This window comes from Halopseudomonas sp. T1L2 (assembly GCF_055397385.1).
Genome location: NZ_AP040865.1, coordinates 2,483,308 through 2,504,877 on the forward strand (window position 1 = coordinate 2,483,308; position 21,570 = coordinate 2,504,877).

12 protein-coding genes are annotated in these 21,570 nt (G+C 62.2%); 2 read left to right on the forward strand and 10 right to left on the reverse strand.

Features of this window, described 5'->3' with window-relative positions; all coding sequences use genetic code 11:
- Position 1: 1 nt before the first annotated feature.
- From recD to ACZ5WQ_RS11755, 6 genes are all read right to left on the reverse strand, one after another.
- Positions 2-2,056 (reverse strand): exodeoxyribonuclease V subunit alpha, encoded by a 2,055-nt coding sequence (gene recD / locus ACZ5WQ_RS11730; protein ID WP_464382372.1) that lies wholly within the window; start codon positions 2,054-2,056, stop codon positions 2-4.
- Positions 2,046-5,681 carry an exodeoxyribonuclease V subunit beta gene (gene recB / locus ACZ5WQ_RS11735; RefSeq protein WP_464382373.1) on the reverse strand — a complete coding sequence of 1,212 codons (3,636 nt, stop codon included), beginning with the start codon at positions 5,679-5,681 and terminating at the stop codon, positions 2,046-2,048. The genes recD and recB overlap by 11 nt, the downstream gene beginning before the upstream one ends.
- Positions 5,678-9,160 carry an exodeoxyribonuclease V subunit gamma gene (gene recC, locus ACZ5WQ_RS11740; RefSeq protein WP_464382374.1) on the reverse strand — a complete coding sequence of 1,161 codons (3,483 nt, stop codon included), beginning with the start codon at positions 9,158-9,160 and terminating at the stop codon, positions 5,678-5,680. The genes recB and recC overlap by 4 nt, the downstream gene beginning before the upstream one ends.
- Positions 9,161-9,667: 507 nt before the next feature.
- The gene (locus tag ACZ5WQ_RS11745) at positions 9,668-11,017 is read right to left on the reverse strand and encodes a glutamine synthetase family protein (RefSeq protein ID WP_464382375.1); all 1,350 of its coding nucleotides are present in this window, start codon (positions 11,015-11,017) and stop codon (positions 9,668-9,670) included.
- Between the two features lie 154 nt (positions 11,018-11,171).
- Positions 11,172-12,410: a saccharopine dehydrogenase family protein gene (locus ACZ5WQ_RS11750; protein WP_269688527.1), complete on the reverse strand. Its 1,239-nt coding sequence runs from the start codon at positions 12,408-12,410 to the stop codon at positions 11,172-11,174.
- A 47-nt stretch (positions 12,411-12,457) separates the two neighbouring features.
- The gene (locus ACZ5WQ_RS11755) at positions 12,458-13,555 is read right to left on the reverse strand and encodes a carboxynorspermidine decarboxylase (protein WP_088277332.1); all 1,098 of its coding nucleotides are present in this window, start codon (positions 13,553-13,555) and stop codon (positions 12,458-12,460) included.
- A gap of 288 nt (positions 13,556-13,843) precedes the next feature.
- On the opposite strand from ACZ5WQ_RS11755, the gene ACZ5WQ_RS11760 reads away from it, so the two are divergent.
- Positions 13,844-15,808: an alkyl/aryl-sulfatase gene (locus tag ACZ5WQ_RS11760; protein ID WP_233048452.1), complete on the forward strand. Its 1,965-nt coding sequence runs from the start codon at positions 13,844-13,846 to the stop codon at positions 15,806-15,808.
- Positions 15,809-15,853: 45 nt separating this feature from the next.
- On the opposite strand, the gene ACZ5WQ_RS11765 is transcribed toward ACZ5WQ_RS11760, so the two are convergent.
- The 3 genes from ACZ5WQ_RS11765 to glnT form a co-directional block, all read right to left on the reverse strand.
- Positions 15,854-16,465, reverse strand: a complete 612-nt coding sequence (locus tag ACZ5WQ_RS11765) for a TetR family transcriptional regulator (RefSeq protein WP_088277314.1) — start codon at positions 16,463-16,465, stop codon at positions 15,854-15,856.
- Positions 16,466-16,516: 51 nt separating this feature from the next.
- Positions 16,517-17,611: a putative urea ABC transporter substrate-binding protein gene (locus ACZ5WQ_RS11770; protein ID WP_464382376.1), complete on the reverse strand. Its 1,095-nt coding sequence runs from the start codon at positions 17,609-17,611 to the stop codon at positions 16,517-16,519.
- A 93-nt stretch (positions 17,612-17,704) separates the two neighbouring features.
- Positions 17,705-19,066, reverse strand: coding sequence for a type III glutamate--ammonia ligase (glnT, locus tag ACZ5WQ_RS11775; RefSeq protein ID WP_464382377.1), 1,362 nt, complete (start codon positions 19,064-19,066; stop codon positions 17,705-17,707).
- A gap of 151 nt (positions 19,067-19,217) precedes the next feature.
- On the opposite strand from glnT, the gene ACZ5WQ_RS11780 reads away from it, so the two are divergent.
- Positions 19,218-20,243, forward strand: coding sequence for an alpha/beta fold hydrolase (locus ACZ5WQ_RS11780; protein ID WP_285677279.1), 1,026 nt, complete (start codon positions 19,218-19,220; stop codon positions 20,241-20,243).
- Positions 20,244-20,305: 62 nt separating this feature from the next.
- Here the strand turns inward: ACZ5WQ_RS11780 and ACZ5WQ_RS11785 are convergent, their stop codons facing one another.
- Positions 20,306-21,529: an IS256 family transposase gene (locus ACZ5WQ_RS11785; RefSeq protein ID WP_233048513.1), complete on the reverse strand. Its 1,224-nt coding sequence runs from the start codon at positions 21,527-21,529 to the stop codon at positions 20,306-20,308.
- Between the last annotated feature and the right edge of the window lie 41 nt (positions 21,530-21,570).

Below are 21,570 nucleotides of genomic sequence, written 5' to 3' on the forward strand. Positions count from 1 at the left end.
CTCAGCGGCCCAGGTCCAGCCCGCTGATCCGCCGCACCGGCGTTTGCACCGCCGCCTCCAGTACACCGGGGCGACTTTCCAGCAGGCTGAAGTGTTGACTGGCGCGGGTAATGGCGGTGTAGACCAGTTCCTTGGTCAGCACCGGGTTGCGCGCCTCCGGCAGCACCAGCACGGCGTGCTCGAACTCCGAGCCCTGCGACTTGTGCACCGTCATGGCGAACACCGTTTCCACCTCAGGCAGACGACTGGGCAAGACAAAACGAATGCCGCCCTTGCCGTCGTTGCGCGGGAAGGCGACGCGCAGCGCCTCAGTCTCCGGCTCCCCTGCGTGCAGCGCCGGTTCGCGGATGCGCAACGCAATGCCGATGTCGCCATTCATCAAGCCCAGACTGTAGTCGTTGCGGGTGACCAGTACCGGACGTCCCTCGTACCAGAGCTTGTCGGCGTGCGGCAGGCCACGACGGCTCAGCAGATCCGCCACACGCTGATTGATGCCTTCGACGCCCCAGTCGCCGCGGCGCACCGCACACAGCAGCTGGAAACGGTCGAAGGCGCGCAGCACATCGCCCGCCCAGGCTTGCCAGCGGGGATCATCGGCAGCCGCATCTGCGCCCGGGCGCTGCGCCTGCAGCGTGCTCAGATAGGCGCCATAGCCCGGCAGGCCACCCTCGCTGCCCAGCACCAGCGCGGCAAACCCGGGGTCGCGCAGGTCCGTCAGGCGCCGGCTGTGAATATCGACGAACTGCCCCCGCTGCAGCAGATCGCGCGCGGCGGTGGCGTCGCAGCGATTAACCGCGCGGGCCAGCTCACCGATGCCGCTGTCAGAACCAAAGCGGTGGGAATGGCGCAACATGGCGGTCTGCTGCTCGAGCAGATGGGTCGACTCGTCACCGGGCTGCAGGCCGCTGCCTGCCAGCGACTGACCGCTGACCTGCTGCAGCCAATCGACCGTGGCCGGTGAGTAGCAACCCGCGTCGGCGCGTCGACACAGATCACCCAGCACCGCGCCGGCTTCCACCGAGGCGAGCTGATCCTTGTCACCGAGCAATACCAGTCGCGCCTGCGGCGGCAACGCGGCCAGCACGTTGGCCATCATTTCCAGATCGATCATCGAGGCCTCATCCACCACCAGCACATCCAGCGCCAGCGGGTTACCGGCGTGATGGCGGAAATGGCGGCTGTCCGGCAGGCTGCCGAGCAGCCGATGCAGCGTGCTGACCTCGGTCGGAATCGCATTGCGCACCGCGTCATCAACCGGCAGCACACCGACCTGCCGCCCGATCGACTCGGTAAGCCGCGCGGCGGCCTTGCCGGTCGGTGCCGCCAGGCGGATACGCAGCGCCTTGCCGGCCTCAACCGCCGGCGTCTGCAGCAGCGCCAGCAACCGCACCACAGTGGTGGTCTTGCCGGTACCGGGGCCGCCGGTAATGATGCTGAAACGCCCGCGCGCCGCCAGCGCACAGGCGATGCGCTGCCAGTCCGGGTTCTGCTGACTGCCGGCAAACAGGGCGTCCAGCCGCTCAGGCAGATCCCCGGCAACCTGCAGTGGGTGCTGCAGGCGCTGATGCAGGGTCGAAACGACATGCCGTTCGTGCTGCCAGTAGCGGCGCAGATACAGCCGCTGTCCGACCAGCACCAGCGGGCAACAGCCCTGCTCCGGTTGCTGGCTATCAACCACCCGACTGGCCTGCAACGCCCCACGCCAGCTGTCCAGCGTAACGCCCGCCAGTATCGCCGACGGCAGCGGCGTATCGATCAGGCTCTCCCCTTCCGGCGGCAGCGACAGGGCAAAATCCGGTTCGGACAGCGTGGCGGCCAGATCCAGGCAAACATGCCCATGGCCCAGTTGATGGCTCACCAGCGCCGCCGCCAGCAGCACTGCCGGGCTGGTTTCCGGCGCCTGCTCCAGCAGAAACCCGGCGAAGGCCCGGTCCAGCGCCCGCAGCCAGCCGTTGGCCCGCCAGTCGTCCAGCAGCTGCAGCAGCGCGTCGCTGCTGTCCAGCTGCGTTGCAGATGCGGGCAGCGCGCCCAGCAGGTCCAGTTGATCACCCTGCATGGTCAATCTCCTCAACCGGTTGGCCGGCGAACAGGCGGTCCAGCGTTTCAATCAGCTCGCGCGGCGGGCACTGATGGCAGAGGCCGCCGTTTTCCGCGTCCACACCCCGCATGAACCAGTAAAGCGCGCCGCCGATATGACGGTCGTAGTCGTAGTCCGGCAGCCGCGCCTGCAACTGGCGGTGCAGCGCCAGCAGGTAGAAGACATATTGCAGATCGTAACGGTGCTCCAGCAGCGCACGACTCATGGCCGCCTCGCTGTAATCGGCCGGGGTCGCGCCCAGCCAGTTGGATTTGTAGTCGAGCACGTAATAACGCCCTTCATGCTCCAGTACCAAGTCGATATAGCCCTTGAACAGACCGTTAAGACGATCACGCTGCAGCGTCGGGCGCGGCAGGCCATCCAGCGTCATCGCGGTGACCAGCCGATCAATCTGCTGCACGTCGACCTTGCTGGCGGCAAACATAAAGGCCATTTCGCTCTGGTAGCGCGATTGCGGCAGCTCACCCAGCGCCAGCTCGGTACCCGGCACCAGCCCCGGGCGCTGCAGCAATTGCCCCAGCCATTCGCTCAGACACTCACTCCACTCACCCCAGCCACGGCGCTGGCAGCGCGGCGACAGCCAGCGGCGGCAACGCTCGGCATCCTGCAACGCCGAGAAGCCTTCCTGCGCCGCCAGCTCCAGCAGACCGTGCAAAAAGGTGCCGGGCTGCGGGCCACGCGGGAAGCGGTGAATGCTCGGCTGCTCGCCACGACGCAGTGGCACAAAGCGGCTCTGGCGCTCGTCGTCGGCAATCCACTCGGCCAGCGCGCTGTCGGTACTCTCGCCACTGAGCGCCAGCGCACTGTAGGAGCCAATCCACCATGCATCGAAGCGACCGTGCGCAGGGCGGCGGGCATCGACCAATGCCGGGCCATCATCCAGCAGCGGCAGCCGATCATCACGCGGCTCCGGCGCACCCTGCAGCGCGACCACCTCGCCGTCCGGCTGCCAGCGGGCCAGCCAGTCTTTCAGTTGAATAGATGAGTCCAGCGCCGCGCCACCGCCCAGCAGCCAGGCAATGGCACTGCGGTGCAGCACCGACTGCTTGTTGTTGCCGCTCTTGAGGTCGGCCATGCCCAGCCAGCAGGCATGCTGCGCGCGGGTCAGCGCCACATAGAGCAAGCGCAGATCTTCACCGAGCCGCTCGCGGTCAGCCTCGGCCACCTGATCGGCATCCGGCTTCAGTACCCAGCCGTCGCTCAGGCGCAGCGGCTGGTCGGCCCGCACCGGGCGACTCAGGCAAATGAACGGCAGAAATACCAGCGGATACTCCAGGCCCTTGGACTTGTGGATGGTTACCACCTTGACCAGCTCGGCGTCACTTTCCAGCCGCAGTACCTGCTCATCCGCAGCCCCCTCGTCCGCCTGCCGAATCAGCTCTGCCAAGTGGCGAATCAGCGCCTGCTCGCCATCCAGCTCGCGGGCGGCGCGCTGCAACAGCTCGGCCAGATGCAGCAGATTGGTCAGCGCGCGCTCGCCATCGTCCTGCTGTTGCAGCCGTGCCGGCAGTTCAAAGTCGTGCAGCAGACGGTGCAGCATCGGCAGCACACCCTGGCGCTGCCAGATGCGCCGGTAATCACGGAACTGGTCGACCCGTTGCTCCCACAGGCGCTCGTCCTGATTCAACTGATCCAGCGCCTGCCAGTTGAGGTGCAGGCTGTGGCTGGCCAGCGCCGCGCGCAGCAGGCGGTCGTTGCCGGGCTCGGCACAGGCGCGCAACCAGCGCAGCACATCCTGCGCCTGTTGGGTTGCCAGCACCGAGTCCTTGTCGGACAGATACACACTGCGCACGCCGCGGGCGGCCAGCGCATCACGAATCAGCTGCGCCTCGCGACCGGTGCGCACCAGCACCGCCATGTCTGCCGGGCGTACAGCGGCGAAGGGTTCTCCGTCACGGGCAAAGCCGGCACGCCCCTGCTGGCCTGCCTGCAGCAGCGCCGTCATCTCGCTGGCGCAGCGCTCGGCCATCTCCCGGCGGTAGACATCACCGCTCAATGGCTCTTCCGATTCCAGCAACCAGGCAGTCAAGGCCGGTGCGGGCTCACCGTCGGAGCACCAGACTTCCTTGCGTCCACGTGCCCCCACCGGCAGAAACGGCATGGGGTTGTCATCAGCCTTGCGAAACAGAAAGGCGCCAGCGGCGAAGTTCTGCTCGGCCTGCTCGAAAACCCGATTGACCGCCGTGACCATCGTCTGGCTGGAGCGGAAGTTGGTGTCCAGATTCTCGTGCCGCCCGGCGGTGTCGCCACGGGCGCGCAGGTAGGTATGAATATCCGCCCCGCGGAAGGCGTAGATCGCCTGCTTGGGATCGCCGATCAGCAGCAGCGCGCAGTCCTGATCGTTTTCCGCTACCCGATAGATGCGGTCGAAGATGCGGTACTGCAGCGGGTCGGTATCCTGAAACTCGTCGATCAGCGCGACCGGGAACTGCTGACGGATAACCTCGGCCAGCCGGTCGCCATTGGGGCCCTGCAGCGCCGCATCGAGCCGGGTCAGCATGTCGTCGAAGCCCATTTGCGCCCGGCGGCGCTTTTCCGCCTCAAAGCGCACCGACATCCAGTCCGCCGCATGACGCAGCGCATCGCTGTCCGGATTCGGCAGCGCAGCCAGCGCCTCGCGCAGTTGCGGCAAGCCGCGCAGCGCCGGATGATCGGGCACGGCGCCCTTCTTCCAGGCCTCGCCGAGGCCGTCTTCGCTGAGCCGGGCCCAGGCTGCCGGTGGCAGTTCGAGCTTTATCTGCTCCGGTGTCAGCGCCCATTGGCGCAAGGTCTCGAACCAGGGCGCGTAGTAGCGCTTCTGAATCTTGCGCTTGTCGACCACGCCCTGCTCGACCGCCTGATCCAGCAACGCTTCCAGCTCATCGGCCCACTGCACACAGGGCACCTTGAGCGCGGCCAGTTCGGCATCACGCTGGTTGAGCACCCGCTCCAGCAACGCCTGCAGTTCGGTAGCAGGCGCTGCGGCTGTCGGGTCGAACAACCGGCGCGCCTGCGCCAGCAACGCGTCCGGCTGGCCCCAACCGGACTGCACCCAGGCCAGCGCACTGCCGTGCAGGTGGTAGCAATGCAGCCGCCAATAATCCCGCGCGACCTCGGCCAGCAGGTCGCGCTGGTCGGTTTCCAGCGTTTGGGTAAACAGGCTGCCGCTGTCAAAGGCGTGCTCGCGCAGCATGCGCTGACACCAGCTGTGAATGGTCGATACCGCGGCCTGGTCCATCCACTGGGCGGCGATATCCAGCTTGCGCGCGGCGCTGGCGTGCTCGGCTTCGGGGATATCCGCCAGCAGGCCGGAGAGAATCGGGTCCGGTTCAGTCAGTTCACCGCGGAACGCCTGCGCGCCCTCGACCAGCCGTGCGCGAATGCGGTCGCGCAGTTCCTGGGTCGCGGCCTCGGTAAAGGTCACCACCAGCACGTCCGGCGGCAGCAGTTCACGGCTGAAGGCGTTGTCGCCCTCGCCATGCCCCAGTACCAGCCGCAGGTAAAGCGCCGAGATGGTGAAGGTCTTGCCGGTACCGGCACTGGCTTCAATCAGACGGCTGCCGCGCAGCGGGCAGCGCAGGGCCAGAGGTCGTTGGTTGCTCATGCCTGGTCCTCCGATGCCTGCGTAATCATCAGCCATTCATCCTCAATCGCCTGCGCCAGCGGTTGATACAGTGACTCTGCCCAGCCAATAAATTCGTCGTTCGCCTGCAGGCTGGCAAAGTCGGGATAGCTGCGCTGCAGCGCCGGGCTGCCGTCGACCTCGCCGCGACTGAAGTCGTTGCCCTCGTAGCAGAGCCGCGCGGCACCGAGGCGCTTTTCGTCCTTGCCCTCGGTCAGCCAGGCGAAGGCGGTTTCCACGGCGACCGGCAACGGTCGGCTCAGGCCGTGCAGATACCCCAGCAACCAATCGCGCACGATACTGGCGGCGCGTTCCTGCTCCAGCGGCAGCAGCTGAATGCTGGCGTCGGCACCGATCAGACAGGTCGTGAGCCGGTGACCAGAGGCCGCAGCCAGCACGTGCTGGCACAACTCGCCCAGCAACTTGCGCCAGCGCAACACGCCCTTTTTACCGAGCAGGCTGCCGGTCACCAGCTGGACCCGCATCAGGCCGTCCAACGGAGCACAGCGGCGCACGCCGGCAAGCCAGCTGACCACTTCGATAGTGGCGTCCGGTGTGCTCGCCACCGCCTGCAGCAGCAACGGATTTTCCAGCGGCTGATCCCACAACAGCAGTTGCTCACGGAAGCGCTCAAGCTGTGCGCCCAGGGGCGCAACCAGTTGCGCCAGGGTCAGCTCACCGAACCCGGCCAGCGGCAAGCTGCCGCGCTGCTGCAGGCGGCTGGCCTGCTCAAGCAGCAGGGCCTGCCAGTCATCCTGCAAATCGGCCTGCTGCACCTGTTCCAGCAGCCACTGACTGAGCTGGTGCCGTTGCAGGCCATCGAGTGCAAAGGGTTCGTCGTCTTCGCTGGTGCTGTGCTGCTCCTGCAGCCAGACCTTCAGCCGGGCGGCAAAAAAGTGCTCAACCGGGTTACGCAGAAAGCGCTGCAGCGCCAGCAGCTCGATGGGCGCTTCCAGCGTGACCGGCGCCAGCGGCTGGTCTGCATCATCGCCAGCACGGGAGTCGTGCAGCTGACGCCACTCGCTGGCGTAACTGAACAACGCGGAATCGGCGCTGAAATAGGCGCGACTGAACGGCTGCAACGGATGCTCGACGGTCAGCGCGTGCAACAGATCAGCGCCATCAGCCGTGTGCCAGCCGGCGGCCAGATGATCGCGCAGCTGCCCGATCAGCACCGACGGCGGCCGTTCGCTGTTGTCGCGGATACTGCGCCCGACCCAGCTGATATGCAGGGCGTCGCGCGCCGACAGCAGCGCCTCCAGCAGCAGATAACGGTCGTCCTCGCGGCGCGAGCGGTCGCCCGGCCGGTAGTCCTTGCCCATCAGATCAAAGTCCAGCGGTGGCTGCGCGCGCGGGTAGTCGCCATCATTCATGCCCAGCAGGCAGATGCGCTTGAACGGAATGGCGCGCATCGGCATCAGCGTGCAGACGTTGACCGCCCCGGCGAGAAAACGCTGGCTGAGCTGGCTCTGGCCGACACCATCGAGCCAGGCCTCGGCCACCACGTTGAGCGGCAGTGCCACGTCCAGCGCGACGCCGTCACACAGCTCCAGCCAGTCGGCCAGCCCCTCGTGCAGCTGCGCCAGCAGCAGTTGATCCCGATCACTCTCGGCGATAAAGAAGTCATCCAGCAGCTGGCGCAGGCGTTCGCCCCATTCACTCGGCACGGTCGCATTGGCCAGCCGCGTTTCGTGGCGGTCCAGTGCATCCAGCAGGCCGCTGAGCGGGCCGATCAGCGCCGCGTCCAGCCCGCCAATCTCGTCATAGGGTTCGATCTGCTGCCAGGCCTCGGCACCGCCGCTGGCGTAACCCAGCAGCATCCGGCGCAGGCCGAAACGCCAGCTATTGGCTTCCAGCCCGTCTGGCAAACCCAGAGCGGCGCGGCGCTGCTGATCCAGCCCCCAGCGGATGCCTGCGCCCTCGATCCAGCGTTGCAGGGTCGGCAGGTCGGCCTCACTCAGACCAAAGCGACTGCGCAGCGCCGGCACATCGAGCAGGTCCAGCACCTCGCTGACCGGCAGCCGGCTGTCAGGCAAACGCAGCAGGTGCTCCAGCGCAATCAGCAGCGGCTCCTGGCCGCGCTGGCCCTGATCGGCCAGGGTAAAGGGAATCGCCCGCGGGTCGTCGCCACTGTGCTGACCAAACACCGCCTGAATATGCGGTGCGTAGAGGTTGACGTCCGGCACCATGACGATGATGTCGCGCGGTTTGAGGTCCGGGTCGGCAGCAAAGGCGGCCAGCAGCTGATCGTGCAGCACTTCGACTTCGCGCTGCGGGCTGTGCGCCAGATGAAAGCGGATGGAGTGATCCCGTGCGGTGTCGACCGCCGGCCACAAGTCGCGCGACTCGGCCAGCGGCCGCAGTTGCAGGATGTCCTGCTGCAGTTGCTGCAGCAGCGTGTTGCCGGCGGGTGCTTCAAACAGGTCAACCCGGCCGCCGGCAATATTGGCGAAGCGCGCTTCGTAACTGGCGCGTTCGTCGTGCTGGTCGAGCAGGTTGATGTAGTCACGGCCCTGCTTGCCCCAGGCGGCCAGCAGCGGATGGGCGTGCTGGTGCAGGGTGTTCTCGTCCAACTGCAGGGGCGTGCCCGGCCGCCTTTGCTGACGACGGTATTCGTGGCGCAGCAGGTCCTGATCGGCAACGATATCGCCCCAGTGGTACTCACAGGGGTTGAGCACGCAGAGCAGCACCTGAGAGAAGCGGCCGATCACCGCCAGCGCCTCGAGCGTCTGCGCCGGCAGCGACGAGATACCGAACACGATCACCCGCCGCGGCAGGCTGGCTGGCCGGCTGTCACAATCGAGCAGGTGCTGGACAAAACGCGGATGGATGCCCGCCCGGCTGTCGCTCAGGCGTTCCGCGCCTACGTCCGCCAGCACCGCACGCCAGAGCGCCGGCTGCCAGCGTTCCTCGTCATCCAGCGGCCGCGCGCCGGCACGCGCCAGGCCGATATGGTCGCGCCCGGCGGCCCAGTCGTTCAGCCAGTCGGCGCGATAAACCTGATACTGGTCAAACAGATCGGCCAGCCGCACCGCCAGTTGGTAACGCTTGCGGCAATCGTGGTCATCCGCGAGAAAACGCTTGAGCGGCGCAAAATCGGGCTGATCCTGCAGTGCGGGCAGCAGCCGCATCAGCCGCCAGGTCAGCGGCTGCTTGTCGAGCGGCGATTGCTCGGGCACGCTGTCGCGTCCCAGAACGCCGCGGTAACTGTCCCAGAGAAACCGCGCCGGCAGCTGCACATCCAGCGCCGCGGCGATGCCGCAGCCGCCCTGAGCAGGGTCGGCAGCCAGCGCCATCTGCAGCCACTGGGCGATGCCGTTGCTCTGCACCAGGATGACTTCGTTTTCCAGCGGCGCCAGCGGGTGCGCCCGCATCCAGTCCACCGCCAGCTCGCGAAGGGTCTCCAGGCGGTTGCCGTGGATGATCATCAAACCGGGGGCGAGGCTGTTGGCGTCCTGCATGGAAGCTCCTTGAATAGGGTCTGTTGCTGTTTCGTTCCCCCGCCTGTTGCAGCCTGTAAAGCTGTCAATCAAGGAGCGAGAAGCGTAGCGTGGTCATTCCACGTAAGCGCCGAGCGACGCCGAGTGGCGGCTTTACAGGCGCAACCCGCAGGGCCGGGGCTATTTTTCGGCCATGCTGCGTTGTCAGTCGCTTATGTGGAGCGACCACACTGCGCTCTTTCCGCCTTGCCTGGCCGAAAAACAGCCTCCGGCAGACGGGGGAACGAAACAGCAGCAGACCCTTAACAGACCGCAGTCTATCACCGCGCTGCGACAGGCGCGGTCGCAGCTTACACCGCAAGTGGTTGAGAAGCGTTGGCGAGGCAGGCAGCGCAAGGCAAAGATCGCCGAGAAGCGATCGGAGTCGCGCTCGACTTTACAAATTGTAAATGAGCACTTCGATCGGACTCGCGCCCGAGGCGATCTTTAACGCAGCGATGGCAACGCAGGTAGCTTCTCGGCGACTTGCTAGACCTGGCTGCCCAGAAACCGCCTCTCCCACGGCGTAATTTCATCCATAAAGCTCTGCAGCTCCATGCGCTTGCTGGCCAGGAAGCCGTCAACAAACTCGGCGCCGAACAGCTCACGCGCCAGCGTGCTGCGATCCAGCCGCAGGATGGCGTCGTGCAACGTGCCGGGCAGGGTCAGCTCGTCCGGCGCCTCGAACTCGCCCTGCGCCGGTGCCGACGGCTGACACTGGTTGTCGATGCCATACAGACCGGCGGCGAGAGACGCTGCGACACTCAGATAAGGGTTGGCGTCGGCGCCGGGCAGGCGATTCTCGACCCGCCGCGCTTCCGGTCCGCTAGCCGGAATGCGCAGGCCAGCCGAGCGGTTGTCGTGCGACCAACACAGGTTGTTAGGCGACGCGTAGGCATGGCAGAAGCGCTGGTAGGAGTTGATGTAGGGCGCCATCAGCAACGTCAGCTCGCCCATGCACTGCTGCAGGCCACCAATGAAGTGCCCAAAATGCGCCGTGGCCTCGCCGGTCGCCGCATCGGTAAAGATATTGTTGTCGCTCCCCTGCTCCACCACGCTCTGGTGAATGTGCATCGAGCAGCCGGGCACCCGCGCCAGCGGCTTGGCCATGCACACGGCAATCAGCCCGTGCTTGAGCGCGACTTCATGCAGAGCATGCTTGAACAGAAAGGTCTGGTCGGCAATCAGCAGCGGATCACCATGGACAAAATTGATCTCGTACTGGCTGACGCCCATCTCGTGCATAAAGGTATCGCGAGGAATGCCCAGCGCGGCCATGGTGTCGGCCAGCTCGTCGAAGAACGGCTTGAGGCCGCTGCTGGTGCTGACACTGAACGCGCCGTAACCGGCTTCGCGGCGGCCATCCAGCCCCACCGGCGGCTGGAACGGCTGGGTGTCGTCACGGTTGGGCTCGAACAGGAAGAATTCCAGCTCGGTCGCTACCACCGGCGCCCAGCCACGTTCGGCATAACGCTCAACAATCCGACTCAGCAGAGCGCGGGTCGACAGGCCGGAGAGCTGACCATCCAGCTCCACCGCCTCGCAGATCGCCAGCGCGCGCGGACGCTCGATCCACGGCAGCACATGCACCTGATCCAGCAGCGGGCGCAACACCAGATCGCCATCGTCGCTGCCGTAATACTGCGCCTCCGGGTAGCCACCCATCACGCACTGCAGCAGCACGCCACGCGCCAACTGCAAACGGCGATCCGCCAGAAAGCCCTCGCCGGTCATGACCTTGCCACGGGGAATACCGTTCAGATCCGGGGTGACACACTCGACGTCGCCAACGCCGGCAAGGCGTTCGGCAAGGGAACCAAGGGATACGGGGACGTTCATGCAGCACTACCTGTGTTTGATCTAGCCAACATGGCGATGCCGGATCATACCCCATCCGAGCCGCCACCACTCAAGCGCCCGCGCGCGCCATGCCGGCCCTGAATGCAAAAAGGCCAGCGCAAGCGCTGGCCTTTCCTGGTATTGCCGGTGCGGATCAGAAGCTCAGAGCGCGATCGCCCTGCTCATCCTTGATCCGGGTAGGCAGGCCCATTTCGTTCAGCAGGTTGATGAACGGTTTGGGGTCCAGCTCTTCGACGTTAACCATCTTGCCCGCATCCCAGGTGCCCTGCGCGATCAGGATGGCAGCGGCAACCGGCGGCACACCGGCAGTGTAGGAAATACCCTGGCTGCCGACTTCGGCGTAGGCTTCGGCGTGGTCCGCTACGTTGTAGATGAACACTTCCTTGTCCTTGCCGTCCTTCTTGCCTTTGACCACATCACCGATGCAGGTCTTGCCGGCGTAGTCCGGGGCCAGCGAAGACGGGTCGGGCAGCACGGCCTTGACCACTTTCAGCGGAATCACTTCCAGGCCTTCGGCAGTGGTGACCGGCTGTTCGGACAGCAGACCGAGGTTTTTCAGCACGGTGAACACGTTGATGTAGTGCTCGCCAAAGCCCATCCAGAACCGCACGTTCGGCACGCCCAGGTTTTGCGACAGTGAGTGCACTTCGTCGTGACCGGTCATGTAGCTGGTCTGCGAGCCGACAACCGGCAGATCGTCGGTACGCTTGACCTCGAACATCTTGTTGCTGGTCCACTGGCTGTTCTGCCAGGACCACACCTGCCCGGTGAACTCACGGAAGTTGATTTCCGGGTCGAAGTTGGTCGCGAAGTACTTGCCGTGGCTGCCGGCGTTGATATCGATGATGTCGATTTCCTCGACGCTATCGAAGTATTCGTTCACCGCAACCGCAGCATAGGCGTTAACCACGCCCGGGTCGAAGCCGACCCCCAGGATCGCGGTGATGCCCTTCTCGGCGCACAGTTCCTTGCGCTTCCACTCGTAGTTGGCGTACCACGGCGGGGTTTCACAGATCTTGTCCGGCTCTTCGTGAATGGCGGTATCCAGGTAGGCAGCACCGGTCTCGATGCAGGCCTGCAATACCGACATATTGATGAAAGCCGATCCGACATTGATCACCAGTTGCGACTGTGTCTTGTCAATCAACGCCTTGGTGGCCTCGATATCGAGGGCATTCAGGGCATGGGCTTGCAATTCACCGGCAACCTTGAGGCTGCCCTTTTCCTTCACGCTGTCGACGATGGCCTGACACTTCTCGGCGGTACGCGACGCGATATGGATGTTACCCAGCACGTCATTGTGCTGGGCGCATTTGTGTGCGACCACCTGGGCCACACCACCGGCACCAATAATCAGAACGTTTTTCTTCATTTCTTTTCCTCGAAACGCCTCCTTGGAAAGGCTGGGTAGGTTATGCCTCAGGAGAGGCTGTCCAGGTAATCCTGGAATCCGAACTCGCGCACCAGTTTCACCGAGCCATCAAGCTCCCTGATTGCAATGGCGGGCATGTTGACGCCGTTGAACCAGTTCTTCTTGACCATGGTGTAACCGGCCGCATCAATAAAGGACAGGCGATCGCCGATCTTCAGCTCGCTGTCAAAATTGAATTCGCCGAAGATGTCGCCAGCCAGACACGACTTGCCACACACCATGTACTGGTGCGGGCCATCGCAGGGCTCCATCTTGGCCTCCTGACGGTAGATCAGCAGATCGAGCATATGCGCTTCGATCGAACTGTCGACCACGGCCAGCTGCTTGCCGTTATAGAGGGTGTCGAGCACAGTCACTTCGAGGGAAGTGCTCAGGGTAATGGCGGCCTCGCCGGGCTCCAGGTAAACCTGAACGCCGTAGCGCTCGGAGAATGCCTTGAGGCGGGCACAGAAACGATCCAGCGGGTAACCCTCGCCGGTAAAGTGGATACCGCCGCCCAGACTGACCCAGCTCACCTGCTCAAGCAGGTGGCCGAAACGCTCTTCGATCTGTCCGAGCATCTGGTCGAACAGTTCAAAGTCGCTGTTCTCACAGTTGTTGTGAATCATGAAGCCGGAAATCAGCGGCAGCACCGCCTCGATCTTGGCGGCGTCCCACTCGCCCAGACGGCTGAACGGACGGGCCGGATCAGCAATCAGGAAGTCCGAGCTGCTGACCCCGGGGTTCAGGCGCAAGCCGCGAACCTTGTCAGCCGAAGCCTCGCTGAAGCGGGTCAGCTGACTGATGGAGTTGAAGATGATCTTGTCCGAATGGGCCAGGACTTCGTCGATCTCGTCATCGGCATAGGCCACGCTGTAGGCATGCGTTTCCCCCGGGAACTTGAGCTTGCCAAGTTTCACTTCATTCAGGGAGGAAGAGGTAGTGCCGTCCATGTACTGACTCATGAAGTCGAACACGGACCAGGTAGCAAAGCATTTCAGTGCGAGCAGCGCCTTGGCGCCGGAGTGCTCACGCACATAGGCGATCTTCTCCATGTTGCGTTCGAGCTTGCTCTTGTCGATGAGATAGTACGGCGTCTTGATCAATTCGTTCATACCCTCCAGCTGTCAGAACCCGGTACCGGGCAAGTAAAAGCGCGAAATTATAAATTAACGCGCCAACAGTCGATAGGAAAAATCACCCCCTCAAGCCTAGCCGCCGATTACTGCAGTTTCACTTCAACACAACAAAACATGCAAAAAAAGCATCGAACTTAAAATAAAAATGCATTGGCCATATATTCGCAGTAACTCCTATAGTGTCTGCATGCCGGCGTCGCCGGTTACCAACAACAACTGCGCCGCATGTACGGCGACGACACACGGAGACACCCCATGCGCTCACGCACTGTCATCCTCGGTCTTGGAGCCCTTGCCGCCGGTATCAGCCTGGCGGTCAGCGCTGCCCCCAACCCGGCGACCGAACTCACCGCCGCCAGCAACCATGCGATCCTGGAGCAACTTCCCTTTGCCGACCAGCAGGCCTTCGCCGACGCTCAGCGCGGATTTATCGCCCAGCTACCTGATGGCAAAGTCCTCAACGCCGACGGTTCAGTTGCCTGGGACATGAGCGAGTATGCGTTCCTGAACGACGAGAGCGCACCCGATACCGTTAACCCCAGTCTCTGGCGGCAGGCTCGACTGAACGCCATTCACGGCCTGTTCAAGGTGACCGACGGCATGTACCAGATCCGCGGCATGGATCTGGCCAACATGACGATCATTGAAGGTGACACCGGCCTGATCATCATTGATCCGCTACTGTCTCCCTCCACCGCCAGGGCCGGCCTGGAGCTGTACTACCAGAACCGTCCGCAAAAGCCGGTTGTTGCGGTGCTCTACACCCATAACCACGTCGACCACTGGGGCGGCGTAAAGGGCGTGACCAGCAATGAAGATGTGGCATCCGGCAAGACGCGTATCTATGCGCCAGTCGGCTTTATGGAGCACGCGGTCTCCGAGAACGTGATTGCCGGTCCCGCCATGAGCCGCCGTGCCATTTACCAGTTCGGCGCCATGCTGCCGCCGGGTGAACGCGGCCATGTGGATACGGGCCTGGGCAAGGCGCTGTCGAAGGGTGATCGCTCCCTGATTGCACCAACCGATACCGTGCCGGATAACGGTAACCTGAACATCGATGGTGTAGAGATCGAGTTTCAGATGGCCCACGGCACCGAAGCAGAATCGGAAATGATGATGTACTTCCCTGCGTTCAAGGTCCTGAACACCGCGGAAATCACCAGCCAGCACATGCACAACGTGTACACCATTCGCGGCGCTGCCGTGCGTGACGCCAGCGCATGGGCCCACTACATCGACCTGGCGCTGGAGCGCTTCGGTGATCGCGCCGACATCGTGGTGGGACAGCACCATTGGCCAATCTGGACCCAGGAGGATGCCAAGCGCTTCCTGTCGGTACAGCGGGACATGTACAAGTACCTGCACGATCAGTCCGTACGCATGATCAACAAGGGCTACCTGCCGGGCGATATCGCCGAGCAGCTGAAACTGCCAGCCAGCCTTGACCAGCAATGGTACGCCCGCGGCTACTACGGCACCCTGCGCCACAACGCCAAGGCCATTTACCAGCGCTACATGGGCTGGTACGACGCCAACCCGGCCAACCTGAACCCGCTACCACCGGTACAGAACGCAGCCAAAACCATCGAATACATGGGCGGTGCCGACAAGGTGATCGAGCAGGCACGCAAGGATTATGACAACGGCGAGTATCGCTGGGTCGCCAGCGTAATGAATCAGGTGGTGTTTGCCGACCCGAGCAATCAGGCCGCCCGCGAGCTGGGTGCCAATGCACTGGAGCAACTCGGTTATCAGGCCGAAGCCGGCACCTGGCGCGGAGCTTACCTGATGGGCGCTCAGGAACTGCGTAACGGCACGCTACCGCCAACCGTGGGCTCGCTGTCACCGGACGTACTGCAGGCGCTGGACACCGGCATGTTCTTCGACCTGATGGGGGTACGACTGGATGCCGCCAAGGCTGAGGGCAAGCATCTGGTAATCAACTGGCAGCTGACAGACACCAACGAGAACTACCGTCTGAACCTGGAGCACTCGACGCTGACCTATCGCGCCAATACTCAGGATGACAACGCCCAGGCAACGGTCAGCATGAACCGCGACACGCTGGACCAGATCCTGCTGCGCCGCACCACCTTCCCGGACGCGGTCAAGGCTGGGCTGATCAAAATCAGCGGCGAACCCAATGCGTTCTTCGGCTTGCTGCAAATGCTGGAAGTACCCTCCGGTGACTTCCCGATCGTGACTCCAGTCAGTAACTGACCTTTTTAGCCCCGTTCGTACCTTGGCGGACGGGGCTCTTTTTCTTCAGGACTGCTGCAGCGAACGCAGCAACCGCTCGGCAAAAAATCCCCGCTGTTCATTCAGGTCAAACAAGCCCGGTGCAAACAACCAGGTCTGGGTCACGCCCATCAACTGGGTGTAAATCATCAACGCCAATTGCCCCGCCGTCTGACCTTGCGGAATCTGGCCCTGCGCCTGTGCGGCGCAAACCAGCGCTTCCAGCGTTTCTATCATGCTCTGGGTCAGCCGCCGCTCACGCTCAAGCGTTGTCAGCATCGCCTCGGTCAGCTCGGTCTTGTTGAGCAGAATCTCGAAGGACTGGCGAAACCAGGCGTCCTCGACCAGCAGCGCAAACCAGCTGCGGACAAAACCGTCGATTCGCTCCAATGGTGACAGACCGGCGCTGCGCGCCTGCGCTACCAACTGCTCGAGAGGTTCCTGCGAATAGGCCAGTACCGCCTCGAACAGGTCGTCCTTGTTCTTGAAGTGCCAGTAGATGGGGCCACGACTGAAACCGGCTTCGGTGCCGATCATGGCCAGCGTGGTGTTGGAATAGCCGTTGCGGCTAAATAACGTCAGCGCCGCCTCTATGATTTTCAGACGGGTTTTTTCCGCGTCTTCTTTGGTTCTGCGCATGGGTGTTCCAGCAGGTGCAGCGGGAGATTGCTCCCGCTGCAGTCAGACTCCTCAGAGGGCGCCGTCGGCAGCCATCTGCATGTACTCGGTATCGAACCGCAGCTTGATGTTAGCGGTATCACCCAGGGTCTTGCCATCGGGCATCGCGATGCCGACAAAGTCAGGCGAGTCTGCGCCTTCGCCAAGCAACCCCTTCTCGAACGAGAACTGGCGAACGCTGTCCATCGCCTCGTAGGCCTCATCACTGCCAATAAAGGCGATGGCGTCAGCCGGTTGCCAGAACATCTTCATGCCGGCCAGCTGTGCTTCATACCCGGCCTGATCGGTCGCAGACGCTTCGCCGAGGAACGCTCTGGCCTTCTGACCTTCCTCGCTGTCGGCCCCCATCTCGGCCATCAGCTCAAACCATGCACCGACCAGCGCCTTGCCCAACGCCGGGTTGTCGCGCAGTGTCTCGGTGTTAACGATGGTCAGATCCTTGATATGGCCCGGAATCTGGCTGGAATCAAATACCCGGTTGGCGCCCGGCTGGCTGAGAATTTCGTCAAGCAACGGATTCCAGGTCACTACATTGCGCACGTCGTCGGTATTGAAGGCGGCGACCATATCGGCATCGCTGGTATTGACCACGGTGACATCGCTCTCGCTCAGACCGACCGAGTCCAGCGCGCGGGCGAGCAAATAGTGGGATACCGACAGCTCGACCAGATTGACCTGCTGCCCCTTGAGATCAGCAACACTGGCGCTATCTTTCATCACCATGCCGTCGTTGCCGTTGGAGTAGTCCCCAACGATCAAGGCCGTAGTATCTACGCCGCCGGCGGCGGGGATCGACAGCGCGTCCATACTGGTCGCTACCACACCATCAAACTGACCGGCACTGTACTGGTTGATCGACTCGATGTAATCGTTTATCTGCACTATCTCGACGCTGATGCCGTACTTGTCGGCCCACTTTTTCATCAACCCGGACTCGTCGATGTACTTCCACGGAATCCAGCCGGCGTAAATGCTCCAGGCCAGTTTGAAGCTGTCTTTCTCTTCGGCTTGAGTTGCGGGAATCACGGCGACCGATGCCGCCAGTGCAATCATGGCGCCTGAAACAACCTGCTTGAAACGTCGTGCAAATGGAACGGACTTTTTCATGGTTCAACTCCAGATGGTTCTCTTTGGCAATGATGTGAAGTCTTGGCAGTAACTGAGCAGCAAGAACCGCGCCGTATTCGGCGCGGAACCGACTTAAAAGAACTTCAGGTAGCGTTGCAGCTCCCAGTCGGAGACGTGGGTGTGATACTCGGTCCATTCCTGGCGCTTGAAGCTGACGAAGCTGTCGAACATCGCATCGCCAAATACCTCGCGCGACAGCGGGTCTGCTTCGAAGGCATCAATTGCTTCGCCAAGGTTCTGCGGCAACAGCTCAATGTCCATTTCACGCACCTGCTGATCGGTGTAGTTGTACATGTTCTCGCGATGGGGATTACCCGGGTCCATGGCTTCGCGAATGCCTTCAAGACCGGCAGCCAGCATCATCGCGGCACCAAGATAGGGGTTGCAGGCGATATCGGCCGCACGGCACTCGACCCGACCGCCTTGCGACGGGATACGCAGCATGTTGGTGCGGTTGTTGTTGCCGTAGCAAACGAATACTGGCGCCCAGGTAGAGCCGGACATGCTGCCCTTGCGCACCAGACGCTTGTAGCTGTTTACCGTCGGCGCGATGACTGCGCTGATCGCCTTGGCGTGCTTCATTACGCCGGCGATGAAGTGATACGCCATCTGGGTCACCCCGCAGCCGTAGGGATCTTCGCCATTGGCAGGATCAAACAGATTGCGGCCGGTCTCACGATCAGCCAGCGACATGTTGTAGTGCGCGCCACTGCCGGTGCGGTTGGCCGACGGCTTGGGCATAAAGCTGGCAAAGCCACCGTGCTTGCGCGCAATCTCGTTGGCCATCAAACGGAAGAACACCAAGCGGTCAGCCATGCCGAGGGCGTCGGTGTAGGTGAAGTCGGTTTCAAACTGGCCGTTAGCGTCTTCGTGGTCGAAGGAGTACACATCCCAGCCCATGGCATTCATGGCTTCGACCAGCTCGCCCACAATCGGCATGTTATCCATCAGGCCGCGCGGGTCATAACAGGGTTTGGCCAGGGTATCGCGGGTACTGATCGGCTCGAACCCGCCATCCTCTGAGTCACGAAACAGGAAGAACTCGGTCTCGATACCCAGGTTAAAGGTCAGCCCCATATCAGCGGCCTTGGCTACCTGGCGTTTAAGAATATTACGTGAGCAGGCTTCGAATGGTGCGCCGTCCAGATACAGGTCACTGGCGAACCAGGCCAGTTCGCGATTCCACGGACAGATGGTGGCAGTCGCGGGATCGGGCATGGTCGCGACTTCATTGTCACTGATGTCCTGTGGAACACCGTCCAGCGCAGCGCCAGTGTAGAGCTCCGACCCTTTCATCATCCGCCCCAGATGATTGAGCGGAACAAACTTGCCCTTGATCACCCCGTGCAGATCGACGTAGCCACCCAGAGCGTACTTCACGCCCTTCTCTGCAAGGGACTCTTTCAATTGTTCACTGCTCACATGCTGACTCATGTTGATACTCCGCTGATTCTGTCCGCAACCGCTGCGGCGCTTGGTACGAATCTTTCATTCAACATACATGCCAGCATGCATATTTAATCCATAAGCAGATTCAATCAACTCCCAAACATCACCTCGATGGCACCAACCAAGAGATTGCTATATGTCGATATATCAAGCAGTTAAGAAGCAATTCAGCGTTGGAGACTGGCCACTTCAGAGCGGCAACATACTGCGCGATGCGCATGTCTGCTATCTGCAACTGGGCCAACTCAACGCTGCGCGCGACAACCTGATCATCCTGCCGACGTACTACGGCGGAACACACGAAGGAAATCTGCCCCTGATTGGTGCAGACGGACCACTGGATCCGGAACACTACTGCATTCTCATCCCGAACCTGCTTGGCAACGGCCAATCCAGCTCGCCGTCCAACGCACATCACAGTCAACGCGGCGCGGATTTTCCAATGGTTAGCCTGTACGACAACGTCGCTCTGCAGCACAGACTGGTTGAGGAGCACTTTGCAGGCACGGAAATCGCACTGGTAGCCGGCTGGTCAATGGGCGGCATGCAGGCCCTGCAGTGGGGCTGTCTGTATCCGGACCAGGTAAAGCGCGTAGCCAGTATCTGTGCGACAGCTCGTTGCTGGCCACACAACCAGGTGTTTCTGGAAGGAGTCAAGGCAGCACTGACGTGTGACAAAGACTGGGATGGAGGGCGCTACCAATCCCCGCCCAAAGCCGGCCTGAAGGCCTTTGGTCGAGTTTACGCCGGGTGGGCCTACAGCCAGGCGTTCTTTCGTCAAGAACGATACAAAGAACTGGGCTTCGACTCGATAGAGTCGCTGCTACGGTACTGGGAAGAGGACCACGTCAAGCAGGACGCCAACGATCTGCTTGCCGTGTTGCACACCTGGCAACAGGGCGACATCAGCGCCAACCCTGTATGGAACAACGATTTCAGCGCCGCCCTGAAGGGGATTAAAGCCAGGTGCCTGATAATGCCAGGCAGCACTGATCTCTACTTCACCAGCGAGGACGCCTTGAGCGAAGCACAGCAAATACCAAACGCATTTTTTCGGCCACTTGAATCTGACTGGGGGCATTGCGCCGGAGCGCCTGGGCGCAATCCGCTAGATACGAGAAGTATTCTCGATGTGCTAAAGACACTACTGACTGAAGATTAGGGGGAAACAGGGGAGCCGATGCAGAGGGTGTGCAGAATTCTGTGTAACCGGGGATGGGGTTACTACTGTGGCAGCCTGCCTTCGTAGCTGATCGTAAAGCGTGTCAGTGCCGCTTTCCAGTCACGGATCGGCATCGTCCATTTCTTGCTGATGTTGCGTAGCGCCAGATAGAACAGTTTCAGCAGCGCCTCGTCGCTGGGGAACGAGCCGCGGTTCTTGGTTATCTTGCGCAAACTCATGTTCACCGACTCAATGGCGTTGGTGGTATAGATCACTTTGCGGATCTCCGGTGGGAAGTCGAAGAACGGCGTGATCCGAGCCCAGTTGCGCCGCCAGGACTGACCAATTGGCAGGTAGTCGTCATCCCATTTGGTTTCGAACTCGCCAAGGCGCAGCTCAGCCTCGTCCGCCGTGCTGGACTGGTAAATCCGCTTCAGGTCAGCCGCTACCTCGGCGCGCCGTTTCCAAGAGACGTAGTTCAGGCTGTGCCTGACCATATGCACGATGCACAGTTGCACGCTGGTGTGCGGGAAGACAGCCTCGATGGCCTCGGGGAAGCCCTTCAGGCCATCCACGCAGGCGATGAAGATGTCCTGCACGCCACGGTTGCGCAACTCGGTCACCACCTGCAACCAGAACTTGGCACCCTCGCTCTGGGCGATCCATAGCCCGAGGATTTCCTTCTCCCCGGCCAGGTTGATGCCCAGCGCCAGGTAAACCGCCTTCACCCGCACGGCACCCTCACGCACCTTGGTGTGGATGCAGTCGAGGTAGACGATGGGATAGACCGCGTCGAGCGGCCGTGACTGCCAGGCCTTCACCTCATCGGTTACGGCATCGGTCACCGAGGAGATCAGACTGGGCGATACCTCGGCGCCATACATCTCCTGTAGGTGTGCCTGAATCTCGCGCACGGTCATGCCCCGTGCGTACAGCGAAAGAATCTTGTCGTCGAACCCCACCCAGCGGGTCTGGTGCTTCTCGACGATCTGCGGTTCGAAGGTGCCATGCCGATCACGCGGTATCTCAATGGGCAGCTCGCCGAACTCGCCCTTGAGCTTCTTGCGGCTAAAGCCGTTGCGGGTATTGCCAGACGAGTTACCGACCGGCTGATGCTTGTCGTGCCCCAGATGGTGAGTCAACTCGGCATCCAGCGCACGCTCAACCAGCTTTTTGGTCAGCTGCTTGAGGATGCCTTCGGCACCAATCAGGTCTTCAGGTTTTTGATAGTTGGCCAAGAGCTGATCCAGCAGCTCGTCGGTGATGGGATGTAGTTTCTTGCTCATCGTGTCTCCGGTTCGGAGCGACAGTGTCGCTCATTAGCCGG